Genomic DNA, 26,485 nt, shown 5'->3' with positions numbered 1-26,485 from the left:
GCGACGACGCGGCTACAATATCGCCCATGTCAGATCCCCGTTTCGTCCATCTTCGCGTTCACTCCGAATTCTCGATTGCCGACGGCATCGTGCGTCTCGACGACATCGTCAAGGCGGCAGCCGCGGACGGTCAGGGCGCGCTCGCCCTCACCGATCTCGGCAACGCATTCGGCCTCGTCCGTTTCTACCAGGAAGCCCGCGGCAAGGGCATCAAGCCGATCGCCGGCTGCGACGTCTGGATCACCAATCCGGACGATCGCGACAAACCGTCGCGCCTGTTGCTGCTGGTGAAGGACAAGGTCGGCTACCTGAACCTGTGCGAACTGCTCTCGAAGGCGTGGCTCACGAACCAGTATCGCGGCCGCGCGGAGCTTGATGCGAGCTGGCTCGACGGCGAGCTCTCGCACGGGCTGCTCGCGCTGTCGGGTGCGCAGCAGGGCGATATCGGGCTCGCGTTCGCGGCCGGTAACGAGGAAGCCGCGCGCCGGCATGCCGAGCGCTGGGCGAAGGTGTTCCCGGGCGGCTTCTACATCGAACTGCAGCGGTACGGCCAGCCGGGCGCCGAGACGTACATCCAGCAGGCTGCGACGCTCGCCGCGTCGCTGAAGCTGCCGGTCGTCGCGACGCATCCGACGCAGTTCATGACCGATGACGACTTCACCGCGCACGAAGCGCGCGTGTGCATCTCGGAAGGCGACATGCTCGCGAATCCGCGACGCCAGAAGCGCTTCACGACCGATCAGTATTTCCGCACGCAGGACGACATGGTCGCGTTGTTCGCTGACTTGCCGTCGGCGGTCGCGAACACGGTCGAGATCGCGAAGCGCTGCAACCTGAAGCTCGAGCTCGGCAAGCCGAAGCTGCCGCTGTTTCCGACGCCGGACGGCATGTCGCTCGACGACTACCTGGTCCAGCTGTCGAAGGAAGGGCTCGAGAAGCGCCTCGAACAGCTGTATCCGGATGCGGCGGAGCGCGAAGCGCAGCGCGAGACGTACTACAAGCGGCTCGAGTTCGAGTGCGGGACCATCACGAAGATGGGCTTCCCGGGCTACTTCCTGATCGTTGCGGACTTCATCAACTGGGCGAAGAACAACGGTGTGCCGGTCGGCCCGGGCCGCGGCTCGGGCGCCGGTTCGCTGGTCGCGTACGCGCTCGGCATTACCGATCTGGACCCGCTGCGTTACAACCTACTGTTCGAGCGATTCCTGAATCCGGAGCGCGTGTCGATGCCCGACTTCGACATCGACTTCTGCCAGCACGGCCGCGATCGCGTGATCCAGTACGTGAAGGAAAAATACGGCGCGGACGCCGTGTCGCAGATCGCCACCTTCGGCACGATGGCGGCAAAGGCTGCCGTGCGCGACATCGGCCGCGTGCTCGACCTCGGCTACATGTTCACCGACGGCGTCGCGAAGCTGATCCCGTTCAAGCCGGGCAAGCACGTGACCATCGCCGACGCGATGAAGGAAGAGCCGCAACTGCAGGAGCGCTACGACCACGAGGACGAAGTGCACCAGCTGCTCGACCTCGCGCAGCGCGTCGAGGGCCTGACGCGTAACGTCGGGATGCACGCGGGCGGCGTGCTGATCGCGCCGGGCAAGCTGACCGATTTCTGCCCGCTGTACACGCAGGGCGACGACGGCGGTGTCGTCAGCCAGTACGACAAGGACGACGTCGAAGCCGTCGGCCTGGTGAAGTTCGACTTTCTGGGCCTCACTACGCTGACGATCCTCGACTGGGCCGAGCGCTATATCCGCCGTCTCGATGCGTCGAAGGCCGACTGGTCGCTCGCGCAGGTGCCGCTCGACGATCCGGCATCATTCCAGATCCTGAAGAAGGCCAACACGGTCGCCGTGTTCCAGCTGGAAAGCCGCGGGATGCAGGGCATGCTGAAGGACGCGCAGCCCGACCGTTTCGAGGACATCATCGCGCTCGTGTCGTTGTACCGTCCGGGCCCGATGGACCTGATCCCGAGCTTCTGCGCACGGAAGCACGGCCGCGAGAAGGTCGACTATCCGGATCCGCGCGTCGAACCCGTCCTGAAAGAGACCTACGGCATCATGGTCTATCAGGAGCAGGTGATGCAGATGGCGCAGATCATCGGCGGCTACTCGCTCGGTGGCGCCGACCTGCTGCGTCGCGCGATGGGCAAGAAGAAGCCCGAGGAGATGGCCAAGCACCGCGAGATCTTCGCCGAGGGTGCGGCGAAGAACGGCCTCACGCGCGAGAAGTCCGACGAGATCTTCGACCTGATGGAGAAGTTCGCGGGCTACGGCTTCAACAAGTCGCACGCGGCGGCCTACGCGCTGCTCGCGTATTACACCGCGTGGCTGAAGGCGCACCATCCGGCCGAATTCATGGCGGCCAACATGACGCTCGCGATGGACGACACCGACAAGGTGAAGATCCTGTTCGACGACTGCGTCGTGAACAACCTCACCGTGCTGCCGCCGGACATCAACCAGTCGCATTACCGGTTCGAGCCCGTCGCGGAAGCCGACGGCAAGCGCTCGCGCACGATCCGCTACGGTCTCGGCGCGGTGAAGGGCAGCGGCCAGAACGCGATCGAGGAGATCCTGCGCGCGCGCGAGGAAAAGCCGTTCACCGACCTGTTCGATTTCTGCGAGCGGATCGACCGGCGGGTCGTCAACCGCCGCACGGTCGAGGCGCTGATCCGTGCCGGCGCGTTCGATTCGCTGAACGCCAATCGCGCGCAGATGCTCGCGTCGGTGCCGCTCGCGATGGAAGCGGCCGACCAGGCCGCGGCGAACGCGATGCAGGCCGGCCTGTTCGACATGGGGGCCGAGTCGCCGCACGCGCATGCGCTCGTCGACGAACCCGCGTGGGACGACAAGCGCCGCCTGCAGGAAGAAAAGGGCGCGCTCGGCTTCTATCTGTCCGGGCACCTGTTCGATGCGTATCGCGACGAAGTGCGCCGGTTCGTGCGGCAGAAGGTCGGCGACCTGAAGGAAGGGCGCGACAAGCTCGTCGCGGGCATCATCGCATCGCTGCGCACGCAGATGACCCAGCGCGGCAAGATGCTGATCGCGTTGCTCGACGACGGTTCGGGCCAGTGCGAGATCACGATCTTCAACGAGCAGTTCGAGGCGAACAAGGCGCTGTTCAAGGAGGACGAACTGCTGATCGTGCAGGGGCAGGCGCGCAACGACGCGTTCACCGGCGGCATCCGTTTCACGGCCGACACGGTGATGGATCTCGAGCGCGCGCGCAGCCGCTACGCGCAGGCGGTGCGGCTCACGATGAACGGCAATGCGGATGCGGCGGCGCTGCGCCGCGTGCTCGAGCCGCACGTGTCGAAGGACGATCCGGCGGCCGCGCAGGCGGTCGAGGCGCCCGCGCCGCGTGGCGGCGGACGCGATGGCGGCCGTCGCCCGCAGGCGCCGCTGCCGAACGGGCTCGCGGTCCAGATTCACTACAGCAACGCGCGCGCGCAGGGTGAAATGCGTCTCGGCGACGCGTGGCGCGTCAAACCCAGCGACACGTTGCTCTCGGAGTTGCGTGCGACGTTCGACGGCAGCATCGTCGAAATCACGTACTGAACGCCCCTCGCCGGACGGCCGTCGCCTGCATGGCCCGTCGCATCGCCATCGTGCGGTGCGGCGGGCCGTTTTCATTTCGGCGGGTGCTTGGGGCCGTCATCCGGACGCTATACAATCCCTCGCGCGCGACGCAGATGCGGCGCCGGCTGCGGCACGTCCGCCGGCCGGAGGCGATATCGCGCGCTTGAAGACGGGGGCGGGTCAGCGCAGCACGCGATGCGGCGCGATGCCGCGAGCGACCACGCGACGATGCCGGCACGGGGAAGTACGCCAGGATGCCGGTCGGTACGCGACGATAAAAAAACCGACAGCACGACCACAACAATGGCCAACGGAAAACCGACGGGGCGGATCCTCGTGATCCGGATTGATTTTCTGGGCGACATGCTGTGCACGACCGCTTTTCTCGGCGCGCTGAAACAGCGCTGGCCCGATGCGGAACTGCACGTGGTCGCGAACCGCTACAACGCGGCCGCGCTGGCCGGCAATCCGGACGTGCACACGGTCCATACCTACGTGTACAGCCGTCAGTGCGAGCGCAACGACCGCCCGGGACGGATGCGCGCGTTCTTCGACAGGCTGCGGCTCGTGCGCAGGCTGCGCCGCTTGCGGTTCGACCTCGTGGTCGTGCCGAACGGCGGCATGCATCGCAGCAGCATCCAGTTCGCGCGGCAGCTCGGCGTGAAGGATTGCCGCTGGCACGATGCCGATTCAGAATTCGACGATCGCAAGCCCGAACACGTCGCGTCGCGGCCGATGTGCCATGAGGCGCTGTCGGGATTCCGGCTCGTGCCCGAGCTCGGCCGCACCGAGCTCGAGGGTCTCGCGCTGTCCGTCCACCCGGACAGCGCGCTGCAGGAAACGTGGTCTCGGCTGCTCGGGCCGCGCACGAAGCCGCGCGTCGGGCTCTTCGTGTCGAACAAGGCGGCCGAGCGGCGCTGGCCGGCCGATCGATGGTGCGACCTCGGCCGGCGGCTCGCACCGCTCGCCGACGTGATCGTGTTCCGCGATCCCGCCGTGTCGGCCGCGGCCGACCACGACAGGTGGCGGGACGTGAGCGCCCGGCATGTCGCGCCGTCGTCGGTCGCCGAACTGGTGGCCGCCGCGAGCCTGCTCGACGCGATCGTGTCGGCCGACAGCGCGCCCGTTCATCTCGCGTCGGCGCTCGGCGTGCCGGTCGCCGCGCTGTTCGAGGACCGTCCCGAGAAATACCGGCGCTGGCATCCGCTCGGCGTGCCGCATGTGATCCTGCGGGCCGGCGCGACGGTCGACGCGATCGGCGTCGACGCGCTCGAGCGCGCGGTGCTTCATCTGTTGATGCCGGCCGGACAGCCCGACGACGCGATGGAGGCAGCGGTGCCGCTCCCGGCCGCCACGTCCGCGGCACCCGGGGTCGACGCATTCGTTTCGTAGCCCCGGGAAGCCAGGCGGCGACCGCATTGCCGGCAATGCCGTCGAACGGGCAAATGGGCACCAGGCGTTGCGATGGCCGCAGGCCCCGCCGTGCACGACGCGTCGTTGCCCGCCGCGATGCGGGGCGGGTGCCCCAGCAGCTACCGACCGCGGCGCGTTATCGGCGCCTGCGCCCGCCGCCACGCCACCGGCGGCAAAATCCTGTACATTGCGAGCCTTGTCCAGCCAGCTAGACGGAACGATCGCCGTGGCCCTGTTTTCTTCCGCCCGCCCGCCCAGAACCATCCTCGTCGCAGCCCCACGCCGCATCGGCGACGTGCTGCTGACGACGCCGCTCGTGCGTTCACTGAAGGCGCGCTGGCCCGACGCGCAGATCGACATGCTGGTGTTTCGTGGCACCGAGGGTGTGCTGGAGCACAACCCCGACGTGCGGCGCGTGATCGTCGTCGCGCAGCGTGCGGGGTTCCGGGAGCGTCTGCGCGACGCGCTGTCGATGTGGCGCCGCTACGATCTCGCGTGCGCGGCGCTGAGCTCCGACCGGCCGCGTTTCTACAGCTGGTTCGCCGGCCGCAAGCGCGTCGGCCTCGTCGATCCGAACCGCGTCACCTGGCTGACGCGAATGATGCTGAACGGCATCGCGATCAATCATCACGAATCCGCGCATACGGTCGTCAGCACACTCGCGCTCGCACCGGTGATCGGCATCGAGCCGGTATCCGAAGTCGTCGCGCCGGGCATCGGCGACGATCCCGAGCGTCGCGCGCGATTCGACGCGTGGCTCGCGGAATCGCCGGCGATCCGCGAGGGCAAGCCGCTCGTGGTGCTGCATCCGTATCCGATGTTCCGCTACAAGCAATGGCGGCTCGAAGGCTGGGTCGAGATGATCGACTGGCTGCGCGCGCAGGGATTCGCGATCGCGCTGTCGGGCGGTCCGGCCGATCGCGAGCGTGAGTACGCGGAGCAGGTCGCGGCCGAGGCGGGCGGTGACGTGCTGAATCTGGTCGGTCGGCTGACGTTCGGTGAAAGCGCGGAACTGGTGCGGCGTGCGCGGCTCTTCATCGGGCCCGATACGGGTGCGACGCACGTTGCGGCTGCGACGGGCACCGACACGATCGCGCTGTTCGGTCCGTCCGATCCGGTGCGCTGGGGGCCGTGGCCGCAGTACTGGCCCGCGACCGAGAACCCGTGGGCGCTGCGCGGTTCCGCACGGCACGGCAACGTTTGGCTGTTGCAGGGCGAGGGCGATTGCGTGCCGTGCCGGCACGAAGGCTGCGAGCGCCATGTCGACAGCCGTAGCGACTGCCTCGTCAATCTAGGCACGCAGCGCGTGAAGGCGGCGGCAGCCGAGATGCTCGGGCTGAATCCGCTGGGCGCCGCCGACGCGGTCATCGACACGTCGCGATTGCATCGCGCGCGTTCCGACTGACGAGTGAAGGCCTTGCGTTTCCTGATTTGAAAAGCGGGGGAGTGACGACGCGTCGACGGCGCGCGGCCGTGCTTCCGGCAGCGGCGCGCGTGCGCCGCCATTGAAGCCCGAGAGGCCGAATCCGTGGCAGGTGGCAACGCGGATCGCGCGCCGCCCGCCGCATGATGCGTTACGCGCTGCGCCGGATCGCCGACGTCTCGCGGGGCAGTGCTTCGGTGCGCGCGCCGCAGCCGAGCAGGATCCCGGCGAGCAGCACCAACAGGTGGCCTTCGGCGAAATCGAGCAGCAGCGAATTCGCGAGGCTGCCGATCGCGAAGATCGCGAGCCACGCGAGCAGCAGCTGCCGCGAACCCGGATCGAGCGCGCGGCTGCCGCGCGCGATCTGCACGATCAGGTTCACGAACAGCAATACGCCGAGCGCGCCGAGCTGCACGGCCATCAGCAGGTATTCGTTATGCGGATTCGACGTGAGCTGCCCTTCGGCGGCCGTCTTGCCGGCCGTGAGCTTCTCGAACTCGAACTCGAGGCCACCCGCACCGTAGCCGATCACGGGACGCATGCGATACAGCTCGAGCCCCTTCTTGTACCACTCGAGACGCAGCCCGGTCGATGTAACCGCATCGGTCTGCCGATACTGCTGCACTTCCGACACCACCTTCACAAGCCGGCCGTTGTGCACCGTGCATGCAGCGACGACGAGTGCGACGCCCGCCAGGACCAGTGCACCGGCGGCGAGGCCCGCGCGCAGCGCCGACTGGCGGCGCATCAACAGCACGAAACGCACCGCCACAACGAGGATCAGCAGCAGCGCGATGACCTGCCCGGTGCGCCCTTGCAGCATCACGAACACGTTGATCAGCGACCATGCGGCGACGGCGGCATACGCGGCTCGCGACAGCGCGGTGCGGGCCGAAAGCGCGAGGTCGGCGGCCTGGTAGAACAGCAGCGCGCCGAACATGCCGGCCGCAATGTGGTTCTTGAACACCCAGGCACGCGAGAGCGGCAGTTCGGTCGCATGCGCGGGCCCGATCGCGGTCAGCCCGAGATAGTTGGTGGTCGACAGCAGCAGGATCACGCACAGCGTCCCGAACCACGCTCGCCGCACGATCGGCGCCCAGTTCGAGTGGCGGAAGGCGAGCACGGCAAACGGCAGCAGCAGCAGCTTGTCGTACTTGGCGACCCAGTTCCACGCCTTCGGGTGCGGCGCGACGGTATAGGTGACGCTCGCGGTCAGCGCCGCGAGGATCAGGAGCGCCGCGAGCGACGCCGGTTCGGTGATGAACGTGCGCAGGTCGCGCCAGAATTCGGGGGAGATGACGAGCGCGGCCGCGAACAGCCCGCAGAACACGTTGGTCAGCGCGGTCGAGACGGGCACCATGCACAGCGCGATGACGGCGAAGGCGCGGGCGGCGGTCAGGCGCCGCGTGGCGGGAGCGGAAAACGAAAGCATCGGAACCTGTCGAATGGGCGAATGCGGCATGCAGGCACCGTGCTGCGCGCCGCGCGTCCCGGCGGCACCGCGCGGGACGAAGCGCGCAGTATACGCGAAGCGGCGGGCGTTTCTTTACCGTTTCCGGGGTCCGATCAGCTGAATGCGCGCTTGATCCGCGAGCGCAGCAGTGCGCGCTTCAGGCGCCCCTCGACGGCCGGCGTATCGAGCGCGAGTCGCGAGCCGGCCGGCTCGCCGCGATGCAGGTAGTAGCGGTCGAACGTGGCCTGGGTCATGCCCCATTTGTTGAGGAACTGGCGGCGGCCATCGTTCTTGACGATCTTGCCCGTGCTCTTCTGCTGGAAGTGATAGACGAGGCTGTCGCCGACGCCGAGGAAGATCCGGCAGCCGGCGTCCCAGAATTTCATCGAGAAGTCGTTGTCGCTGCTCATCCCCGGCGACAGCTCGCTGCTGTAGCCGCCGATGCGGTTCCACCAGTCGCGGTGCACGAGCGTCGGCGGCCAGGTCGAGCCGAGCCAGTCCGCGCGCGCGAGCCGCGGCGTTGCCGCGACGAGGCCGGCCGCGTCGAACTGTTCGGCGTCGCGGCCGAAATTGCTGACGACAACGCACGGATTGCGCGTGTCGACCGGCTCCACCATCGTGCCGGACAGCATGAACAGGTCGGTCGGCATCTGCTCGATGCGCCGCACGAGCGCCGCGTCCCAGCCGGGGCAGCAGTACATGTCGTCGTTCATGTAGACGACGTAGTCGCGCGTCGCGCGCGCGGCGGCCAGGTTCACCGCGTGGCAGATGCCGATGTTGGCCGGCGACGCGGTGTGCTCGATGCCTTCGCCGCGCACCCAGTCGAGCGTGCCGTCCGAGCCGTCGTTCACGTGCACGATGATCTGGTGGTCATGCGCCGAATGGCGGCGCAGGCTGTCGACGACGAGCTTGAGGTACGGCAGGTTGTTCCAGGTCGGGATGATGATGGAGAACATGGCGGTCGGATTCGGTGGTCGTCGTGTCGGCGGCGCGTGGCGCGGCGCCGCACTCGGGCGCGCATGGCGCGCGGGCAGCCCGGCATTGTAACGCCGGGCCGGCCGCATGCCGGCGCCGTCAGGATCGGGGCAGGGCGGCGCGCGCTCAGCGGGTCGGCTCGTGGCCGAGCTTCAGGAACCGGTAGTACACCGTTTCCGCGTTGAACACGGCGATCATGAAGCCCGCGCGGCCGTCGAGAAACCCGCGCCGCAGCACGTAGGTCCGCACGAACGCCCATGCGCCGCGCGCGAGCGCCTTGCCGAAGCCGCCGCGCTGGCCGGCCGCGCGGCGCTGGCGCGCGCCGGCCGTCGAATACGCATCGAGCTTGCGCACGACGGTTTCGAAATCCTCGTACGAATAGTGCATCAGCTTGCCCGGCAGCCGCTGCGCGGGCGTGTCGAACACGAGCCGTTCGTGCACCAGGTCGTCGGAGAAGCGGGCGGTGCCGCGCCGGAACAGGCGCGGCACCCAGTCCGGATACCAGCCGCTGTGGCGGATCCATTGGCCGCAGAAGCTCGACAGCCGGTCGAGCGCATAGACCTGCGCGGCCGGTGCGCGAATGACCGCGCGGATCGACTGCGCGAGTTCCGGGCTGACCACCTCGTCGGTGTCGAGCGACAGGATCCAGTCGGTCTCGAGGGCGTCGAGCGCGCGGTTCTTCTGCGGGCCGAAACCCGGCCAGTCGCGCTCGACGATCACGCGGGCGCCGTGCGCGCGGGCGATCGCCACGGTATCGTCGGTGCTGCCGCCGTCGATCACGACGACGTCGTCGGCGAAGGTCAGCGCGTCGAGGCACTGCGCGAGCCGCGCGGCCGCGTTGAGGGCGATGAGGGCGACGCCGAGGGTGGGTTCTGCCATGAAATCGTCGAAAAGGCGGAGAAAAACGGTGAGCGGCAGTATACCCGCGCGCCGGCCGGCGGCCGCTTCGGCGGCGGCCATGCCGGCGAGGGCGGTGCAGCTATAATGTTGGGCCTTTTTCGGCACCCGCCGGACGGGGTGAATTCCGGGCAGTCACGCCCCGGGCGCCGCGTCGCGGCTCAAGAAGGATTGCCTTGGAAACCCAGAACACTCTTCGCAAACCGATGGACGGCACCGGTACGTCGCCGGTCACGGTCCTCAAGCGCCTGTGGCCGTACATCCGGCCGCTCATCGGCATCGTGGTGCTCGCCGTGATGACGATGGGCGTCGTCGCGGCCACGGAAGCCGGGATCCCGGCACTGCTCAAGCCGCTGCTCGATCACGGCTTCGGCTCGCACGGCAGCGACCGCGCGAAATGGTACGTGCCGATCGCGGTGATCGGCCTCGCGCTCGTGCGCGGCGTGTCGCAGTATGCGTCCAACTACCTGCTCAACTACGTGTCGAACCGCATCCTGCTGCAACTGCGGCTCGAGATGTTCCAGCGGATGATCCACACGGGCGCATCGTTCTTCCAGCGCGAGACCGCGAGCACCGTGATCAACGCGATCGTGTTCGAGGTCAACCAGATCCTGTCGGTGCTGACCGGCGTGATGGTCACGCTCGTGCGCGACTCGCTGACCGTGGTGTTCCTGCTCGGTTACCTGTTCTACCTGAACTGGCGGCTCACGCTGATCGTCGCGGTGATCCTGCCGGGCATCGGCTGGCTCGTCAGCAAGATCAACCGTCGCCTGCGCCGCCTGAACCGCGAGCACCAGACGCTGACCAACGAGCTGTCCTACATCGTCGAGGAGACGGTCGGCGGCTACAAGGTCGTGAAGGTGCACAACGGCGAAGCGTACGAGATGGATCGCTTCACGACGATGAGCAAGCGCCTGCGCGGCTACGCGATGCGCATGACGATCTCGGGCGGGCTCGCGCAGCCGCTGACGCAGTTCCTCGCGTCGATCGCGCTCGCGGTCGTGATCACGATCGCGGTCGTGCAGTCGACCAACGACCAGACGACGGTCGGCGGCTTCGTCGCGTTCGTCACGTCGATGCTGCTGGTGATTTCGCCGCTCAAGCACCTGATCGACGTCAACCAGCCGCTGCAGCGCGGGATGACGGCCGCCGAGCTGATCTTCGGGCTGATCGACGAGCCGGCCGAGCCGCAGGGCGGCGACCGTGCGCTGCCGAACGCTCGTGGCGAGATCGAATTCCGCGACGTGTCGTTCGACTACGGCGCCTCCGAGCGGCCGACGCTCGACCGCATTTCGTTCAAGGTCGCGCCGGGCGAGATGATCGCGCTCGCGGGGCCGTCGGGCAGCGGCAAGACGACCCTCGTCAACCTGTTGCCTCGCTTCTTCGATCCGACGGGCGGCGCGATCCTGGTCGACGGCGTGGCGGTGTCCGACTACGACATCCACGCGCTGCGCAGCCAGATGGCGATGGTCAGCCAGGACGTCGTGCTGTTCAACGACACGATCGCCGCGAACGTCGCGTACGGGCAGACGCCCGACCGCGCACGCGTGCAGGCGGCGCTCGAGGCCGCGAACCTCGCCGACGCGGTCGCCGCGATGCCGGACGGGCTCGACACGCTGGTCGGCGGTAACGGGATGCGTCTGTCGGGCGGCCAACGGCAGCGGCTCGCGATCGCGCGCGCGATCTACAAGGACGCGCCGATCCTGATCCTCGACGAGGCGACCTCGGCGCTCGATTCGGAATCCGAGCGCCACGTGCAGGCCGCGCTCGAGCGGCTGATGGAAGGGCGCACGACGCTCGTGATCGCGCACCGGCTGTCCACGATCGAGCGTGCGGACCGGATCCTCGTGCTCGAAGCCGGCAAGATCGTCGAAACGGGCAGCCACGACGAGCTGCTGCGCCATGGCGGGCTGTACGCGCACCTTCACCGGATCCAGTACCAGCAGCAGGCGGCGTGACGTCGGATCGCACCCGTGTGCTAGTCTTGATCCGGCAGGTCCGGTTTCGTTGTTTCCGGTTCGACGTGACAACACGGAGGGAAGGGCGATGAAGAAGATGCACGGGATGATGCTGGCCGCGCTGGTCGCGGCGGGTTTCGCAGCGCCGGTCGCGATGGCGCAGGATCACGGCAACTACGACAACCGCGGAGACCACGGCGGCCCGGGTATGCGGCACGGCCACGGCCCGAGGCACATGCCGCCGGGGCAGGCGATGCATCGCGAAGACGACGTGCCGCCGCGCTGGGCCGACCAGCCGCGCCGTGAGTGGCACAGGGGCGATCGTCTCCCGGACGAATTCCGCGATCGCCAGTACGTGGTCGACGACTGGCGCGGCTACCGCCTGAGCCCGCCGCCGCGCGGCTATCACTGGGTGGGCGTCGGCGGCGACTACCTGCTCGTGCAGATCGGCTCGGGCATCGTGCTGCGGGTCGGTCCGTAACACCTGTCGCCGATCATCGATTCATCAGGATGCCGGAGCGTGCGCTCCGGCAGCCGCGTCACTTGTCCTTATCCTTGTCCGCCGCCCGGCGGAACCCGCGCCGCTCGATGTGCGACATCGCCCAGCACACGGCCAGCGCGCAGACGGTGCCGAGCGCCACTTCCCCGAGCCGCATCAGCGGAATGTCCCATAGCGGGCCGTTGCCCGGAAACAGCAGCACGATCGTCGTGGTCACGCCGCCGAGCCGAGCCGCGCTGCCGACATTCAGGCACCAGCAGCTGATGATCGTGACCGCGACCGCGATCGCATAGGCGACGAGGCGGTCGCCACCGAGCGCGGCACCCGCGAAGCCGACCAGGCCGCCGATCATCGCGCCGATGAACTGGTCGCGCGACAACGACATCGTGTCCGAATAGTTGTGCTGCGTGACGGCGATCGCGGTGACCGCCGCCCACACTGCCTGCTCGGTGTGCAGCGCGCGACCGATCGTGTACGCGAGGCACGCGCCGCAGACCGCTTGCAACGCCATCAGCGCGCCTTGCGTGAGCCGCTCGCCGAAAGTCAGCCCCTTGAACAGATCGAAGATCGACTGCTGGATCTGCTGGCGGGCTTCGTTGAGTGTCCTGATCGTATCCATCGTGTCGGGCCGGGAAGCGGGTGCGGGCGCGTCAGTGCGCCTGTTCCGACGATGCGGCGGCCGGCTCTCCGGTGGCCGCATCGCCGTTTTCGACGCGCGTTTCCGGCATCGCGAGCCAGACCAGCAGCACGGCGAGCGCGCCGGCGGCGGCGAGCCCGAAGAAGCTGACCGCATTGCCGAAGTGATCGGCGACAAAGCCGGCCACGGCCGTGCTGAGCGTCGCGCCGATTCCGGCCGCAAGCCCGAACAGCCCGATGCACAGGTTGTAGCGGCCCTTGCCGCCTGCGACATCGGCCGCGATCAGCGGCAGCATCACACCGAACACGGCCGCGCTGATGCCATCGAGCATCTGCACCGGCACCAGCAGGTAGGGGCTGCTCACGCCGGCGAACAGCAGCGCGCGCACCGGCAGCGCCGAGAAGCCGAGCAGCAGGATCGGCCGGCGTCCCCAGCGTTGCGCGGAGCGGCCGACCCACGGAGACAGCATCGCGACGATCGCCTGCGGCACGATGATGCACGCGGCGATCACGAGCTGCACGTTCTCGCCCATGCCGGCCGTCACTTCGCCGGCCGCGAGGTTGAGCATCGCCGCGTTCGACAGGTGGAACAGCACGACGCATGCCGCGAAGGTCAGCATCCGGCGATCGCGCAGCAGCTCGGAAAGCGTCTCGCGTGCCTCGCCTTCGTCGTGGTCGTCGGGTTTCGGCGCATGCGGAATCACTTCGTGTGTCGGCTGGATCATCGCGAGCGCGAACAGCGCGGGCAATGCCAGCACGGCGGTCAGCCAGAACACAGCGCGCGCGGAGAAATACTCGCCGGTGAGCCCCATCAGGCCCGCGGCGACCGCGCTGCCGATCGATGCCCAGCGCGCGTTGCGGCCGAGCCGGTCGCCGAGGTCGGCGCGGCCGACCAACGAGAACGAGATCGCGGCCATCGCGGGCACGAGCATGCAGCTCGCGAAGCCGTGGAACACTTCGGCCGCGATCACCGGCACGATCGTCGGGCTCGACGCGAGCAGCACCGCGGACAGGATGATGGCCGCGATCGCCCATGCGGCCGCGCCTTTCTTGTTCTTCAGCGCGTCGACGGCGGCGCCGCCCGGCACCTGGCTGACCATCGCGCTGATCGTGCCGATCGACAGCACCATGCCGATCTCGCCCTGCGTCCACTTGTGCGACGCGAGGTAGGACGCGATGAACGGACCGAACCCGGTTTGAACGTTTGCAACGAAAAAGTTGAGCCAGTCGAGGGCCCGGAGACTGCGAACGCTGACGGAATGCTTGATCGTCATCGGGCGGCACTCGCAGGCGAAGCCGGCGCGGCAGTAACCGGCGGCGAGACCACGACGATCGGCTTGTCGGCCGCGTAGGGCGGCGACGCCTTGATCTGCGCGTCGTTCAGGTCGAGTTGCGGACGCAGCGCCTTGTCGCGCATGACGAAGCGCAACGCGCCCCAGCTCGCGGCGATCGAGCGGCGGTCGGTATTGACGAGCCCGCCGAGGTCGAGCACGACGGCCTGCGGTTGCGCGCCGCGGTCGATCAGCACGTCGACGACCCGGCCGATCTTCGTGCCGTTCGGGCGTTCGACGTCGCTGTCGAGCAGCGGCAGACGCGTCGCGGGCGACGCCGCGGCCGAGCCCGACAGCGGCACGGCCTTGGGGCGGGCGGCCGGCGGCAGGTCGCCCGATGGCACGTCGAGCACGATCGGTTCCTGTTTGCCGCCCGGCGTGAAGCGGAACACGTTCCACGGGAAGACGACCTTGCGGTCGCCGACACCCATGAACCCCTGCAGGTTGACGATCATCTCGCGCGGTTTGCCGCTTGCGTCGGTCACCATGTCGACCGCGCGGCCGATCACCTTGCCGTTGCGGCGCGCGACCTCGCTGTCGAGCAGCGCATGGATCTGGGTGCGGTCGAGCGGGCGTGTCGCGACGAGCGGCGGCGGGGGCGGCGGAGGCGGCGTCGGCGATTCGGGGCGCTGCACCGGCTTCGGCTTCGTCACTTCACGGTGCGGCTTCTTCGGCGCTTCCGGTTCCTCCGGCTGGACGAGCGGCGGCACGGGCGGCATCGTCAGCGGTTCGCCGGCTGTTTCCCCGATGGGCTCGACGAGCGCCTCGCTGATCGGCGCAGGCGGATTCTGGGTCGGCAGCAGCCCGCAGCCGGACAGCAGCGCGGCGGCCGCGAGAACGAGGAAGACCGTCGAGGACGGTAACGACATGCGGGATGCGGGAAACGGGAGTCCGCCGCTCATTGACACTCACTCCATGGGTCGGGGGCGGGCCCGGAGGCTCGCGGCTGGCGATGGATGGCGGGTGCGGGCGGCGCACCACGCGAGGTGAGAGTTTAACGTGTCTTGCTTTCAGGACCGATTTCGATGGCCGATTGGAGGCGGACCGTCGGGAAAAGGAAGGGATCGGTGGCGGCCCGAGGGATGCCGAATGATGGTCGAGGATGCAGCCGCGGCGCCTGATCAGGGGTAGTCACGGTCGACACGGCGTGAATCGTGCGAGCCGTGCCGGTTGCGCGGGTGTCGGGAGGCGGGTAACGGAGGCGGAAGAGAAGGCGGGACATCCAGGCGCCGGCCTGGCCCGCCGTCATGGCGGGCCGGCGCGGGCGCTGCCCGATGCAGGCAGAAACCGGAAAGTCAGGCGTCCGGATACCACGCATCGGTGAATTCGCTGACCTTGACGTCGGTCAGCTCGGGCCGTGCGGCCAGCCATGCACGGACGTTTTCGCGGTCGGCATCGGTCGTCGTGCCGCGCGGTGCGCCGGAGATCACGTATGCGCCGATCCCTTCGTCGGCGGACGCGACGGTCAGCAGCCCGTTCGCTTCGACGAAATCGATGAACGAATCGATCAGCTGACCGCGTTCGAGGTCGGACAATTCTTTGCTGTATTGCGCGGTCGCGTTGAACGCGAGTTCCTGGAACTCGGCGATGTGGAGTTTCTTGCGCTGGCGGCGGTTGTGGCGTTGGCTCATGGTGTGTGATGAACGGGAAGAGGAAAAAGGCAGCGGCGGCGGGCGCGGATATGACATGCGCGAGCGGCCGGCGCCGCGTTGGATCGCCGCGCGGCGTAGCCGGCGGCGGGCAGACGGAACGTCACATCAGCACGATATCGTACTGCTCCTGGCTAAGGTTCGACTCGACCTGCAGCGATACCGGCTTGCCGATGAAGTCGATCAGCATCGCAAGATGCTGCGACTCCTCGTCGAGGAACAAATCGATCACCTGCTGCGCGGCGATCACGCGGAATTCGCGCGGGTTGAACTGGCGCGACTCGCGCAGGATCTCGCGCAGGATGTCGTAGCACACGGTGCGCGACGTCTTCACCTGGCCCTTGCCCTGGCAGGTCGGGCATGGCTCGCACAGCACGTGCGCGAGCGATTCGCGCGTGCGCTTGCGCGTCATCTCGACGAGCCCGAGCTGCGAGAAGCTGTTGACCGTCACGCGCGTGCGATCGCGCGACAGCGCCTTCTTCAGCTCGGACAGCACCGCGTCGCGATGCTCGGCGTTCTCCATGTCGATGAAGTCGATGATGATGATCCCGCCGAGGTTGCGCAGACGCAGCTGCCGCGCGATCGTATGCGCGGCCTCGAGGTTGGTCTTGAAGATCGTGTCGTCGAAGTTGCGTGCACCGACGTAGCCGCCGGTGTTCACGTCGATCGTCGTCATCGCCTCGGTCTGATCGATCATCAGGTAGCCGCCCGACTTGAGGTCGACGCGGCGCGACAGTGCGCGCTGGATCTCCGTCTCGATGTTGTACAGGTCGAACAGCGGCCGCTCGCCGGTGTAGTGATGCAGCTTCGGGCTCACCGCCGGCGTGAACTCGCCCGCGAATTCCGCGAGGCGCTGGTAGGTCTCGCGCGAATCGACCTGGATGCGCGTCGTGTCGTCGTTCGCGAAATCGCGCAACACGCGCTGCGCGAGATCGAGATCCTGGTACAGCAGGCTCGTCGCCGGCAGCCGCTGCGCTTGCGCGACGATCGTCGCCCAGGTCTTGCGCAGATACGTGACGTCGCCCGCCAGTTCGTCGGAAGTCGCATCCTCGGCGATCGTGCGCACGATGTAGCCGCCTTTCTCGTCCGGCGGGATCACGGCGGTCAGCCGTGCGCGCACGGCCTCGCGCTCGGCCTCGCTCTCGATCTTCTGCGAGATGCCGATGTGCGGCTCCTGCGGCAGGTACACGAGCGTGCGGCCTGCGATGCTGACCTGCGTCGACAGTCGCGCGCCCTTCGTGCCGATCGGATCCTTGATCACCTGGACCATCAGCGTCTGGCCCTCGAAGACGGTCTTCTCGATCGGCTGGTGCGGCGCGCCCGACTGCGGCTCGCCCGCGAGGCGCGGATGCCAGATGTCGGCGACGTGCAGGAACGCCGCGCGCTCGAGGCCGATGTCGATGAACGCCGACTGCATGCCGGGCAGCACGCGCACGACCTTGCCGAGGTAGATGTTGCCGACCCGCCCGCGCGACAGCGTGCGCTCGACGTGAAGCTCCTGCACCGCGCCTTGCTGCACGAGTGCGACCCGCGTTTCCTGCGGCGTGAGGTTGATCAGGATTTCTTCGTTCATGGTGGGATTCAGAAGTCGACGCGCGCGGCGCGCAGCAGTGCCGCAGTCTCAAAGAGGGGCAGACCCATGATACCCGAATGGGAGCCCTCGATTCGCTCGATGAATTCGGCCGCACGCCCCTGGATCGCGTAGGCGCCGGCCTTGCCTAACGGTTCACGGCTGTCGACGTAACGTTCGAACGCGTCGCGCGGCGTGGCCGCGAAGCGCACCGACGAGCGCGACAGCGCGGGCGGCAGCAGTTCGCCGTCGGCGCCGATCACCGCGACCGCGGTGAGCACCTCGTGTTCGCGGCCCGCCAGGCGGGTCAGCATCGCGAGCGCGTCGGCGGCATCGGCCGGCTTGCCGAGGATCGCGCCGTCGATCGTCACGGTGGTGTCCGCAACCAGCACCGGCGCGGCCGGCTTGCCGCTCGCGACGAGGCGCGCACGTGCGGCCTCGGCCTTCGCGACGGTCACGCGCCGGACGTACACATCGGCGGCTTCGCCGGGCAATTCGGCTTCGAGCGCCTCGGCGTCCTCGTCGGGGCGCGGCAGCAGCAATTCGAAGCGCACGCCGATCTGCAGCAGCAGCTCCTGGCGGCGCGGGCTTTGCGAAGCGAGGTAGAGAATCGGGAAAAGGGCGGGGGGCGTGCTGGACGGCATGGTGTCGTTATCTCGTCGTGCGCGCGCGTCGCGCGTCCAGAAGACGACGCGTCATGCGCGGTGATAGGGGTGATTCTGCGTGATGCTCCACGCCCGGTAAAGCTGTTCGGCAAGCAGCACGCGCACCATACCGTGCGGCAGCGTCATGCTCGAAATGCGCAGTAGCAGGTCGGCGCGCGCCTTGAGTTCCGGATCGAGCCCGTCGGCGCCGCCGATCACGAATGCGACGTCACGGCCGTCCTGCTGCCAGCCGGGCAGCGCCTGCGCGAGCTGCATGGTGGTCCAGTCGCGGCCGCGCTCGTCGAGCGCGACGATGCGCGCGCCCTTCGGCAGCGCGGCCTCGATCTTCTGCCGCTCGGCCGCCATCACGCTTTCCGCGCTGCGGCCGCCCGAACGCAGTTCGGGCTTGATCTCGCGCAGCTCGATGCGCAGCTCGGGCGGCATGCGCTTCGTGTATTCGTCGAAGCCGGACGCGATCCAGCCGGGCATCTTGTGGCCGACCGCGAGGATGAAAAGCTTCATCGGGACGACTCGCTGCGGCTCAGCGGCGGCGGGCCGCCGTCTTGCGCGCCGGGCGTGCGGGCGCTTCTTCCTCGTCGTCCTCGCCTTCGCTGGCCGTCGCGAAACCGTCCTTGCCGCCGCCGAGCTTCATCCGCACGGGCTTGTCGCCCCAGATTTCCTCGAGGTTGTAGTACTGGCGCAGCGCCGGTTGCAGGATGTGCACGACGGCGTCGCCGCAGTCGACCAGCACCCATTCGCCCGTGTCTTCGCCCTCGGAGCTGACGATGTCGCCGCCGGCTTCCTTGACCTTGTCGCGCACGCTCGACGCGAGCGCCTTGGTCTGGCGGTTCGACGTGCCCGACGCGACGATCACGCGGTCGAACAGTTCGGTCAGGTGGCTGGTGTTGAACACCTTGATGTCTTGCGCCTTGATGTCTTCGAGAGCGTCGACGATCACGCGCTGCAGTTTGCGGATATCCATGGAATCAGGAATGGTAGAGACGATGTTGAAGAATATAGGCCCAGACGGCGGCCGGTACATGTTCGGCCGACGCGTCGGGCATCTGCGCATGACGCGCGATGCATTCGCGCAGGTGCGCACGGATGTCGGTTGCGGCGATATCGAACGCCAGTGTCGTGTCGATCAGCAGGTGGCCGGCCGGTGTCGCTTTCAGCACATCGGCGCCGGCCTGCCGCCGCGCGATTTCCCGTGCGACCGCCGGTGGCGCCGTGCCGAGGTCGAAGCCCGGGCGCGTCGACGCGCACACGTGCGCGTAGTCGAACAGCTTGCGCCAGTCGCGCCACGTGTCGAGCCGCACCAGCTGGTCGGCGCCGATCAGCAGCGACAGCGAGGCGTCGGGGCCGATCCGATCGCGCCAGCGCGCGAGCGTCTCGACCGTATAGGTCGGCCCCGCGTGCTCGATCTCGTCGGTCGCGACGGTGATTGTCACGCCGGGCAGAGACAGCGAGCCGGCAGCGGCGCGCGTCATCGCGAGCCGATGCTCGGCGGCCGACACGTCGCGCTTCTGGTAAGGCTGCCCGGCGGGCAGCAGCACGAGGTCGGTCAGGCCGAGCACGTCGGCGAACCGGCGCGCGAGCGCGAGGTGGCCGTCGTGGATCGGATCGAACGTGCCGCCCAGCAGGCCGATGCGACGTAACGGCGGGCGCGGCTGCGGGGCGGGGCGGGCGGTGGTGTCCAGAAAAACGTGTCCTGTTCTTGGGGCGGCGGGGCGCGACGGGCTCAGACCCAGTCGCGCGGCAGGAGGAACTCGCTCAGGCGCGCTTCGGGCGAGCCCGGCTCGGGCTGCCAGTTGTAGCGCCAGTTCGCGACCGGCGGCATCGACATCAGGATCGATTCGGTCCGGCCACCGCTTTGCAGGCCGAACAGCGTGCCGCGGTCGAACACGAGGTTGAATTCCACGTAGCGGCCGCGCCGGTAAGCCTGGAAGTCGCGTTCACGCTCGCCGTACGGCAGCGCGACCCGGCGTTCGACGATCGGCAGGTACGCGTTCAGGAACGCGTCGCCGACGCGCTGCATCATCTCGAACGAGCGTTCGAATCCGGGTTCGGAGAAGTCGTCGAAGAAGATCCCGCCGATGCCGCGCGTCTCGTTGCGGTGCTTCAGGAAGAAATACTCGTCGCACCACGTCTTGAAACGCGGATAGAGCTCGGCACCGAACGGGTCGAGCGCGTCCTTGCAGGTCTGGTGGAAATGCCGCGCGTCGTCCTCGAACGGATAAACCGGTGTCAGATCCATTCCGCCGCCGAACCAGAAGATCGGCGCCTCGTCGGGCTTCGTCGCGATCAGCATCCGCACGTTCATGTGCACCGTCGGGCAGTACGGGTTGCGCGGGTGCAGCACGAGCGACACGCCGAGCGCCTCGAAGCCGCGGCCGGCCAGCTGCGGGCGCGCGGCGCTCGCCGACGGCGGCAGCGCGTCGCCCGCGACGTCGGAAAAACCGATCCCAGCGCGCTCGAACACGCGGCCGCCTTCGAGAATCCGGGTGCAGCCGCCGCCGCGCAGGCGCTCTTCCGGCCCGCGCTGCCACGCATCGGTCGCGAGCGGCGTGCCGTCGACCGCGCCGAGCGCGTCGGCGATACGTGTCTGCAGGCCCTGGAGGTACGTGCGCACGCGCGCCACGTCGTAGGTCGAATCGGTCATGTCTGAACTGGGTGCCTCCGCGCGAAGCGGGGGCCGTAAAAAAGGCATCTGCCGGGCATTCTATCGAACCCCGGCAGAGGAGGCCGCCGCTTGTGACGGCAGGCGGCGGTCAGGGCGTCACGCGCTCTTGCGGTTAAGCGCGCGGAAGCCGATGTCGCGGCGGTACTGCATGCCTTCGAAATTGATCTGATTGATCGTGTCGTACGCATGCTGCTGGGCTTCGCGCACCGAATCGGCGAGACCGACCACGCACAGCACGCGGCCGCCCGACGTGACGAGCTTGTCGCCTTCGGCGAGCGTCGTGCCCGCATGGAACGTCACGGCCTGTTCGGTCTCGGCCGGGATCCCGTTGATGCGGTCGCCCTTGCGCGGCGCGTCCGGATAACCGTGCGCGGCCAGCACGACGCCGAGCGCGGTGCGGCGGTCCCAGTCGAGCTCGACCGTGTCGAGCGTGCCCGCGATCGCCTGTTCGACGACCTTCGAGAAATCGCTCTTCAGGCGCGCCATGATCGGCTGCGTCTCGGGGTCGCCCATCCGGCAGTTGAACTCGAGCGTGCGCGGATTACCTTCCTTGTCGATCATCAGGCCCGCATACAGGAAGCCCGTGAAGCGGATGCCGTCCTTCTCCATCCCGCGCACCGTCGGCATGATGATTTCGCGCATCACGCGTGCGTGCATCTGAGGCGTGACGATCGGCGCGGGCGAGTAGGCGCCCATGCCGCCCGTGTTCGGGCCGCGGTCCTCGTCGAGCAGGCGCTTGTGGTCCTGGCTCGAGGCCAGCGCCAGCGCGTGCTTGCCGTCGACCATCACGATGAAGCTTGCTTCCTCGCCGTCGAGGAATTCCTCGATCACGACGCGCGCGCCGGCGTCGCCGAGCTTGTTGCCCGACAGCATCATGTCGACGGCTTCGTGTGCTTCTTCCAGCGTCATCGCGACGACGACGCCCTTGCCGGCCGCGAGGCCGTCGGCCTTCACGACGATCGGCGCACCCTTCGCGTCGATGTACGCGTGTGCGGCAGCCACGTCGGAGAACGTTTCGTACTCGGCGGTGGGGATGCCGTGGCGCTTCATGAACGCCTTCGCGAAATCCTTCGAGCTTTCGAGCTGTGCGGCTTCGCGGGTCGGGCCGAAGACCTTCAGGCCGCGTGCGCGGAACAGGTTGACGATGCCCGCCGCGAGCGGCGCTTCCGGCCCGACGAGCGTGAACGCGACGCCTTCGCGTTCCGCGAAATCGGCGAGTTCGTCGAGCGCCGTGATGTCGACGTTCTTCAGACGCTCGTCCTGCGCCGTGCCGCCATTGCCGGGCGCGACGTAGACCATCTGGACACGCGGCGACTGCGCGAGCTTCCACGCCAGCGCATGTTCGCGGCCGCCGGAACCGACGACGAGTAGTTTCATGGGATTCCCCGCAGACTAGAAAACAGGGCGGCCGGCACGCTCAGGCGCGCCGGCCGCGAAATCGGTCGGGCCGCCGCCGCGACGATGAGCACGGCGGCCGGCATCTCATTCCTCGACGATGACGGCGTTCGTATACACCTCCTGCACGTCGTCGAGGTTTTCGAGCGCGTCCAGGAGCTTCTGCATCTTCGCCGCATCGTCGCCGGTGAATTCGACTTCGTTCTGCGGCTTCATCGTCACTTCGGCGAGTTCGGCCTTGAAGCCCGCGGCTTCGAGCGCGTCCTTCACCGCCGAGAAGGCCTGCCAGTCGCACAGCACTTCGATCGAGCCGTCGTCGTTCGTGCTGACGTCGTCCGCGCCGGCTTCGAGCGCCGCTTCCATCAGCGCGTCTTCCGACGTGCCGGGCGCGAACAGGAACTGGCCGACGTGATCGAACATGAACGCGACCGAACCGTCGGTGCCCATGTTGCCGCCGAACTTCGAGAATGCGTGACGGACTTCCGCGACCGTGCGGGTGCGGTTGTCGGTCAGCGTGTCGACGATGATCGCCGCGCCGCTGATGCCGTAGCCTTCGTAACGGATTTCTTCGTAGTTCGCGCCGTCCGCGCCGCCGACGCCGCGGTCGATCGCGCGCTTGACGTTGTCTTTCGGCATGTTCGCGTCGGCTGCCTTGTCGACCGCGAGACGCAGACGCGGGTTCGAGCTGGCGTCGCCGCCGCCGAGGCGGGCCGCGACCTGGATTTCCTTGATCAGGCGGGTCCAGATCTTGCCGCGCTTCGCGTCGGCCGCTGCCTTCTTATGCTTGATGTTGGCCCATTTCGAATGACCAGCCATACCTTTCTCCGTGCCCGGGCGCGCTGCGCGGGCGATTGTGCCAATGTGTCGTTGAATCGGCGGCCGTCTGGGCGGGCATGATGCCGCGGGGCCGCGCGTGTCGAGTGGAACGTGATTTTATCACGCGGCGACCGTCGCTTCGGGGCCGCCGTGCATGGCCGAACGGCCGGGAGGGCCGCTCGGAGCGCCGTGCCGCGCGCCCCGGCGCCGCCGTGCGTCAGTTCTTGGTGCCGAACAGGCGGTCGCCTGCGTCGCCCAGGCCCGGCACGATGTACGCGTGCTCGTTCAGGTGCGAGTCGAGCGATGCGACGAACAGCTTCACGTCCGGGTGCGCGTCCTGGAACACCTGCACGCCCTCGGGCGCGGCGACCAGTGCGACGAACATGATGTTCGCGGCCGGCACGTTGCGGCGCTTGAGCACGTCGACCGCGTGCACGGCCGAATAGCCGGTCGCGACCATCGGGTCGCACAGAATGAAGATGCGATCCTCGAGATCGGGCAGGCGCACCAGGTATTCGACCGGGCGGTGATCCTCGGCGCGGTACACGCCGATGTGGCCGACGCGCGCGGACGGCACCAGGTCGAGCAGGCCGTCCGACATCCCGATGCCGGCCCGCAGCACGGGCACGATCGCGAGCTTCTTGCCCGCGATCACCGGCGCGTCGACCGCCACGAGCGGGGTTTCGACCCGCTTGGTCGTGATCGGGAGGTTACGGGTGATCTCGTAGCCCATCAGCAGCGTGATCTCGCGCAGCAGTTCGCGGAACGTGCGCGTCGACGTGTCCTTGTCGCGCATGTGGGTCAGCTTGTGCTGGATCAGCGGGTGATCAGTGATGAAGAGATTCGGGAAACGGCTGTCCTGTTTCATGACGGGGTGCCTTGGCGGCAAAAGGGGATCGGGGGCGGCGATGGCGCGAGGCCGGCCGCCGCTTATGGCCGCAATTTTACCAAGGCGCGCCACCTGATCCGGATATTATCGACGTCTCACGACAATCCGCGCGCCGTGTTCGCCCGTTTCCGACCGCTCGCCCGTCCGGCGATGCGGGCGGCTGCGCCGGCGCGCGTCGCCATAAGGGAATCGACGATGGATCTCGGCATCGCAGGAAAGACCGCGCTCGTGTGCGCGGCGAGCAAGGGGCTCGGGCGCGGCTGCGCGGAAGCGCTGGCCGCCGAGGGCGTGAATCTCGTGATCGTCGCGCGCACGCGCGACACGCTGGAGGAAACCGCGGAGGAGATCCGCGCCGGGTCGAACGTGTCAGTCACCGCCGTCGCCTGCGACATCACGACGCCCGACGGCCGCGCGGCCGCGCTCGCCGCCTGCCCGCAGCCGGACATTCTCGTGACGAATGCCGGCGGGCCGCCGCCCGGCGACTTCCGTGATTTCTCGCACGACGACTGGATCCGCGCGCTGGAGTCGAACATGCTGACGCCGATCGAGCTGATCCGCGCGACCGTGGACGGGATGATCGGGCGCGGTTTCGGCCGGATCGTCAACATCACGAGTTCGGCCGTGAAGGCGCCGATCGACGTGCTCGCGCTGTCGAACGGTGCGCGCTCGGGACTGACCGGCTTCGTCGCGGGGCTGTCGCGCAAGGTCGCGGGGCAGGGCGTGACGATAAACAATCTGCTGCCCGGGCTGTTCGACACCGACCGGATCGCGACGACGCTCGCCGCGTCGGCGAAGGCGCAGGGCGTGACGGTCGACGAGATGCGCGCGCGGCGCGCGAAGGAAATCCCGGCTGGGCGCCTCGGCACGCGTGCCGAATTCGGCGCGGCGTGCGCGTTCCTCTGCAGCGTCCATGCCGGCTACATCACCGGGCAGAACTGGCTGCTCGACGGCGGCGCGTATCCGGGTACGTTCTGACGCGCGCACCGCCATTCACACATACGACAACAATCGACCCACGAAGGAAACGGAGATGAGCAAACCCCGCATCGCATTGATCGCGCACGACGCGAAGAAGGACGAGATCGTCGCGCTCGCGGGCCAGTACCGCGAGACGCTCGCGCAATGCAGGCTGGTCGGAACGGGCACGACGGGCGGCCGCATCGCCGCCGCGCATGGGCTCGAGGTCGAGCGCAAGCTGTCGGGGCCGCTCGGCGGCGACCTGCAGATCGGTGCGGAACTGGCCGAAGGCCGCGTCGACATCGTCGTGTTCCTGCGTGACCCGATGACCGCGCAGCCGCACGATCCGGACATCACCGCGCTGGTGCGCGCGTGCGACGTGCACGACGTGCCGGTCGCGACGAACGTGGCGACCGCGCGGATGCTGCTCGACGACCTGGCGCGGAACATGCAGGACGTCTGCTAGTCGCCCGCCAGCCTGATTGCCCTTGCTGGCGGCAGGGCCATGCACGCCCGGCGGTGACGCGCGAGAATCGGGCGTCGCGACGCGCACCGCCGCCGGTCCTGTACCGATCGGCAACGGCTGGCGTCGGCGAGCCGAATTTCCCCTGACCGATTCAGAAACGAGGAGCGAAACGATGCCGAAAGCAATCCGATACGACCAGCCGGGCGGCCCGGACGTGATGAAGTGGGTCGATGTCGAGGTCGGCGAACCGAAGGCGGGCGAAGTCCGCATCCGGCAGCATGCGGTCGGGCTCAACTACATCGACGTGTATTTCCGCACCGGCCTTTACCCGCAGCCGCTGCCCGGCGGCCTCGGGATGGAGGCGGCGGGCGAGGTGACGGCCGTCGGCGACGGCGTGACCGCGCTCAAGGCGGGCGACCGCGTCGCCTACGTCGGGCAGCCGCCGGGCGCGTACGCGCAGGAGCGCGTGATGCCGGCCGAGCGGCTCGTGAAGCTGCCCGACGGGATCAGCTACGACGACGCGGCATCGGTGATGCTGCAGGGACTGACCGCGCACTACCTGCTGCGCCGCACGTACCCGGTGAAGGCCGGTGACACGATCCTGATCCACGCGGCGGCCGGCGGTGTCGGCCTGCTCGTGTGCCAGTGGGCGAAGGCGCTCGGCGCGACCGTGATCGGGACGGTCGGCTCCGACGAGAAGGCCGCGCTCGCAAAGGCGCACGGCTGCGATCATCCGATCGTCTATACGCGCGAGAACTTCACGCAGCGCGTGAAGGAGATCACGAACGGCGCGGGCGTGCCGGTCGTCTACGACTCGATCGGCAAGGACACCTACATCGGCTCGCTCGACTGCCTCGCGCCGCTCGGTCTGTTCGTCAGCTTCGGTAATGCGTCGGGCCCGCTGCCGCCGATCGACTCGAAGGAGTTTTCGTCGCGCGGCTCGCTGTTCTTCACGCGGCCGACGCTGTTCTCGTACATCGCGAAGCGTGCGGATCTCGAATCCGCGGCCGCCGAGCTGTTCGACGTGATCCTGTCGGGAAAGGTGAAGACGAGCATCAACCAGCGCTATCCGCTCGCGGAAGTCGGCCGCGCGCATGAAGATCTCGAAGCGCGCAAGACGACCGGCTCGACGATCCTCGTTCCCTGACGCATCCCTTCGTGCCGGCGCCACGCCGGCACGCATCCTGACGGGCGGCGCTGGCCGCCGCCCGCTCCGTCTTCATCCCGGCCGCCGTTTCCCACCGCACGCG

At 68.2% G+C, this 26,485-nt stretch carries 24 protein-coding genes; 8 read left to right on the top strand and 16 right to left on the bottom strand.

The window, feature by feature from the left end; all coding sequences use genetic code 11:
- Positions 1-26 precede the first annotated feature (26 nt).
- The 3 genes from dnaE (at position 27) to BTE28158_RS17855 (ending at position 6,399) form a co-directional block, all read left to right on the top strand.
- Positions 27-3,560: a DNA polymerase III subunit alpha gene (gene dnaE / locus BTE28158_RS17865; RefSeq protein WP_059600381.1), complete on the top strand. Its 3,534-nt coding sequence runs from the start codon at positions 27-29 to the stop codon at positions 3,558-3,560.
- Positions 3,561-3,884: 324 nt separating this feature from the next.
- Positions 3,885-4,973 (top strand): glycosyltransferase family 9 protein, encoded by a 1,089-nt coding sequence (locus tag BTE28158_RS17860; RefSeq protein WP_151052294.1) that lies wholly within the window; start codon positions 3,885-3,887, stop codon positions 4,971-4,973.
- Positions 4,974-5,220: 247 nt separating this feature from the next.
- The gene (locus BTE28158_RS17855; RefSeq protein ID WP_151052296.1) at positions 5,221-6,399 is read left to right on the top strand and encodes a glycosyltransferase family 9 protein; all 1,179 of its coding nucleotides are present in this window, start codon (positions 5,221-5,223) and stop codon (positions 6,397-6,399) included.
- A gap of 169 nt (positions 6,400-6,568) precedes the next feature.
- Here the strand turns inward: BTE28158_RS17855 and BTE28158_RS17850 are convergent, their stop codons facing one another.
- From BTE28158_RS17850 to BTE28158_RS17840, 3 genes are all read right to left on the bottom strand, one after another.
- Entirely contained in the window at positions 6,569-7,849 is a 1,281-nt protein-coding gene (locus BTE28158_RS17850; protein ID WP_059600384.1) for an O-antigen ligase family protein, read from the bottom strand.
- A 134-nt stretch (positions 7,850-7,983) separates the two neighbouring features.
- Complete coding sequence (locus BTE28158_RS17845) at positions 7,984-8,826, bottom strand: glycosyltransferase family 2 protein (RefSeq protein WP_151052298.1); 843 nt, start codon at positions 8,824-8,826, stop codon at positions 7,984-7,986.
- A gap of 145 nt (positions 8,827-8,971) precedes the next feature.
- Positions 8,972-9,724 (bottom strand): glycosyltransferase family 2 protein, encoded by a 753-nt coding sequence (locus BTE28158_RS17840; protein ID WP_174919986.1) that lies wholly within the window; start codon positions 9,722-9,724, stop codon positions 8,972-8,974.
- Between the two features lie 224 nt (positions 9,725-9,948).
- On the opposite strand from BTE28158_RS17840, the gene msbA reads away from it, so the two are divergent.
- Both msbA and BTE28158_RS17830 read left to right on the top strand, forming a co-directional pair.
- Positions 9,949-11,700: a lipid A export permease/ATP-binding protein MsbA gene (msbA, locus tag BTE28158_RS17835; protein ID WP_239007344.1), complete on the top strand. Its 1,752-nt coding sequence runs from the start codon at positions 9,949-9,951 to the stop codon at positions 11,698-11,700.
- A gap of 88 nt (positions 11,701-11,788) precedes the next feature.
- Positions 11,789-12,181: an RcnB family protein gene (locus BTE28158_RS17830; protein ID WP_151049479.1), complete on the top strand. Its 393-nt coding sequence runs from the start codon at positions 11,789-11,791 to the stop codon at positions 12,179-12,181.
- A gap of 58 nt (positions 12,182-12,239) precedes the next feature.
- Here BTE28158_RS17830 and BTE28158_RS17825 read toward each other — a convergent pair whose 3' ends face one another.
- From BTE28158_RS17825 to upp, 13 genes are all read right to left on the bottom strand, one after another.
- A complete protein-coding gene (locus tag BTE28158_RS17825) occupies positions 12,240-12,818 on the bottom strand; it encodes an FUSC family protein (protein WP_124626821.1) in 579 nt (192 codons plus the stop codon).
- 31 nt (positions 12,819-12,849) lie between these two features.
- Positions 12,850-14,109 (bottom strand): MFS transporter, encoded by a 1,260-nt coding sequence (locus BTE28158_RS17820; RefSeq protein ID WP_151049481.1) that lies wholly within the window; start codon positions 14,107-14,109, stop codon positions 12,850-12,852.
- Positions 14,106-15,068 (bottom strand): PRC-barrel domain containing protein, encoded by a 963-nt coding sequence (locus BTE28158_RS17815; RefSeq protein ID WP_151049483.1) that lies wholly within the window; start codon positions 15,066-15,068, stop codon positions 14,106-14,108. The genes BTE28158_RS17820 and BTE28158_RS17815 overlap by 4 nt, the downstream gene beginning before the upstream one ends.
- A 393-nt stretch (positions 15,069-15,461) precedes the next feature.
- Positions 15,462-15,797, bottom strand: a complete 336-nt coding sequence (locus BTE28158_RS17810; protein ID WP_059600391.1) for a YggL 50S ribosome-binding family protein — start codon at positions 15,795-15,797, stop codon at positions 15,462-15,464.
- A 121-nt stretch (positions 15,798-15,918) separates the two neighbouring features.
- Entirely contained in the window at positions 15,919-17,388 is a 1,470-nt protein-coding gene (rng, locus tag BTE28158_RS17805; protein WP_059600392.1) for a ribonuclease G, read from the bottom strand.
- 8 nt (positions 17,389-17,396) lie between these two features.
- A complete protein-coding gene (locus BTE28158_RS17800; protein WP_151049485.1) occupies positions 17,397-18,029 on the bottom strand; it encodes a Maf family protein in 633 nt (210 codons plus the stop codon).
- Between the two features lie 51 nt (positions 18,030-18,080).
- The gene (rlmH, locus tag BTE28158_RS17795; RefSeq protein WP_044844705.1) at positions 18,081-18,551 is read right to left on the bottom strand and encodes a 23S rRNA (pseudouridine(1915)-N(3))-methyltransferase RlmH; all 471 of its coding nucleotides are present in this window, start codon (positions 18,549-18,551) and stop codon (positions 18,081-18,083) included.
- Between the two features lie 19 nt (positions 18,552-18,570).
- Positions 18,571-19,011 (bottom strand): ribosome silencing factor, encoded by a 441-nt coding sequence (gene rsfS, locus BTE28158_RS17790; protein ID WP_006752218.1) that lies wholly within the window; start codon positions 19,009-19,011, stop codon positions 18,571-18,573.
- Positions 19,012-19,015: 4 nt separating this feature from the next.
- Positions 19,016-19,774, bottom strand: coding sequence for a nicotinate-nucleotide adenylyltransferase (locus BTE28158_RS17785; RefSeq protein WP_151049486.1), 759 nt, complete (start codon positions 19,772-19,774; stop codon positions 19,016-19,018).
- Positions 19,771-20,691, bottom strand: coding sequence for an oxygen-dependent coproporphyrinogen oxidase (gene hemF / locus BTE28158_RS17780; protein WP_151049488.1), 921 nt, complete (start codon positions 20,689-20,691; stop codon positions 19,771-19,773). The genes BTE28158_RS17785 and hemF overlap by 4 nt, the downstream gene beginning before the upstream one ends.
- A gap of 117 nt (positions 20,692-20,808) precedes the next feature.
- On the bottom strand, positions 20,809-22,089 hold the full coding sequence (purD, locus tag BTE28158_RS17775; RefSeq protein ID WP_059600396.1) for a phosphoribosylamine--glycine ligase: 1,281 nt from the start codon (positions 22,087-22,089) through the stop codon (positions 20,809-20,811).
- Positions 22,090-22,194: 105 nt separating this feature from the next.
- Entirely contained in the window at positions 22,195-22,923 is a 729-nt protein-coding gene (locus BTE28158_RS17770) for a YebC/PmpR family DNA-binding transcriptional regulator (RefSeq protein ID WP_044844700.1), read from the bottom strand.
- A gap of 217 nt (positions 22,924-23,140) precedes the next feature.
- On the bottom strand, positions 23,141-23,791 hold the full coding sequence (gene upp, locus BTE28158_RS17765) for a uracil phosphoribosyltransferase (protein WP_006478229.1): 651 nt from the start codon (positions 23,789-23,791) through the stop codon (positions 23,141-23,143).
- Between the two features lie 216 nt (positions 23,792-24,007).
- Between upp and BTE28158_RS17760 the strand changes: the two genes are divergently transcribed.
- The 3 genes from BTE28158_RS17760 to BTE28158_RS17750 all read left to right on the top strand — a co-directional run bounded on the left by BTE28158_RS17760 (position 24,008) and on the right by BTE28158_RS17750 (position 26,382).
- Complete coding sequence (locus BTE28158_RS17760) at positions 24,008-24,787, top strand: SDR family oxidoreductase (protein WP_059600397.1); 780 nt, start codon at positions 24,008-24,010, stop codon at positions 24,785-24,787.
- Positions 24,788-24,842: 55 nt separating this feature from the next.
- Entirely contained in the window at positions 24,843-25,235 is a 393-nt protein-coding gene (locus BTE28158_RS17755; RefSeq protein ID WP_059533273.1) for a methylglyoxal synthase, read from the top strand.
- Positions 25,236-25,407: 172 nt separating this feature from the next.
- Positions 25,408-26,382 (top strand): quinone oxidoreductase family protein, encoded by a 975-nt coding sequence (locus BTE28158_RS17750; protein WP_124626835.1) that lies wholly within the window; start codon positions 25,408-25,410, stop codon positions 26,380-26,382.
- Positions 26,383-26,485 lie beyond the last annotated feature (103 nt).

It is taken from the genome of Burkholderia diffusa, from assembly GCF_902499115.1.
Classification (GTDB): domain Bacteria; phylum Pseudomonadota; class Gammaproteobacteria; order Burkholderiales; family Burkholderiaceae; genus Burkholderia; species Burkholderia diffusa.
This window is presented reverse-complemented; position numbering and strand designations above follow the sequence as displayed.

What these genes read in the sequence shown, in the direction of transcription:
- BTE28158_RS17810 (WP_059600391.1), bottom strand. Translation starts at nt 15,797, where the DNA reads ATGAGCCAACGCCACAACCGCCGCCAGCGCAAGAAACTCCACATCGCC.
- BTE28158_RS17825 (WP_124626821.1), bottom strand. Translation starts at nt 12,818, where the DNA reads ATGGATACGATCAGGACACTCAACGAAGCCCGCCAGCAGATCCAGCAG.
- msbA (WP_239007344.1), top strand. Translation starts at nt 9,949, where the DNA reads ATGGACGGCACCGGTACGTCGCCGGTCACGGTCCTCAAGCGCCTGTGG.
- BTE28158_RS17850 (WP_059600384.1), bottom strand. Translation starts at nt 7,849, where the DNA reads ATGCTTTCGTTTTCCGCTCCCGCCACGCGGCGCCTGACCGCCGCCCGC.
- BTE28158_RS17840 (WP_174919986.1), bottom strand. Translation starts at nt 9,724, where the DNA reads ATGGCAGAACCCACCCTCGGCGTCGCCCTCATCGCCCTCAACGCGGCC.
- rlmH (WP_044844705.1), bottom strand. Translation starts at nt 18,551, where the DNA reads ATGAAGCTTTTCATCCTCGCGGTCGGCCACAAGATGCCCGGCTGGATC.
- upp (WP_006478229.1), bottom strand. Translation starts at nt 23,791, where the DNA reads ATGAAACAGGACAGCCGTTTCCCGAATCTCTTCATCACTGATCACCCG.
- BTE28158_RS17755 (WP_059533273.1), top strand. Translation starts at nt 24,843, where the DNA reads ATGAGCAAACCCCGCATCGCATTGATCGCGCACGACGCGAAGAAGGAC.
- hemF (WP_151049488.1), bottom strand. Translation starts at nt 20,691, where the DNA reads ATGACCGATTCGACCTACGACGTGGCGCGCGTGCGCACGTACCTCCAG.
- BTE28158_RS17750 (WP_124626835.1), top strand. Translation starts at nt 25,408, where the DNA reads ATGCCGAAAGCAATCCGATACGACCAGCCGGGCGGCCCGGACGTGATG.
- BTE28158_RS17830 (WP_151049479.1), top strand. Translation starts at nt 11,789, where the DNA reads ATGAAGAAGATGCACGGGATGATGCTGGCCGCGCTGGTCGCGGCGGGT.
- BTE28158_RS17815 (WP_151049483.1), bottom strand. Translation starts at nt 15,068, where the DNA reads ATGAGCGGCGGACTCCCGTTTCCCGCATCCCGCATGTCGTTACCGTCC.
- BTE28158_RS17770 (WP_044844700.1), bottom strand. Translation starts at nt 22,923, where the DNA reads ATGGCTGGTCATTCGAAATGGGCCAACATCAAGCATAAGAAGGCAGCG.
- rsfS (WP_006752218.1), bottom strand. Translation starts at nt 19,011, where the DNA reads ATGGATATCCGCAAACTGCAGCGCGTGATCGTCGACGCTCTCGAAGAC.
- BTE28158_RS17760 (WP_059600397.1), top strand. Translation starts at nt 24,008, where the DNA reads ATGGATCTCGGCATCGCAGGAAAGACCGCGCTCGTGTGCGCGGCGAGC.
- BTE28158_RS17800 (WP_151049485.1), bottom strand. Translation starts at nt 18,029, where the DNA reads ATGCCGTCCAGCACGCCCCCCGCCCTTTTCCCGATTCTCTACCTCGCT.
- BTE28158_RS17860 (WP_151052294.1), top strand. Translation starts at nt 3,885, where the DNA reads ATGGCCAACGGAAAACCGACGGGGCGGATCCTCGTGATCCGGATTGAT.
- BTE28158_RS17820 (WP_151049481.1), bottom strand. Translation starts at nt 14,109, where the DNA reads ATGACGATCAAGCATTCCGTCAGCGTTCGCAGTCTCCGGGCCCTCGAC.
- dnaE (WP_059600381.1), top strand. Translation starts at nt 27, where the DNA reads ATGTCAGATCCCCGTTTCGTCCATCTTCGCGTTCACTCCGAATTCTCG.
- rng (WP_059600392.1), bottom strand. Translation starts at nt 17,388, where the DNA reads ATGAACGAAGAAATCCTGATCAACCTCACGCCGCAGGAAACGCGGGTC.
- BTE28158_RS17845 (WP_151052298.1), bottom strand. Translation starts at nt 8,826, where the DNA reads ATGTTCTCCATCATCATCCCGACCTGGAACAACCTGCCGTACCTCAAG.
- purD (WP_059600396.1), bottom strand. Translation starts at nt 22,089, where the DNA reads ATGAAACTACTCGTCGTCGGTTCCGGCGGCCGCGAACATGCGCTGGCG.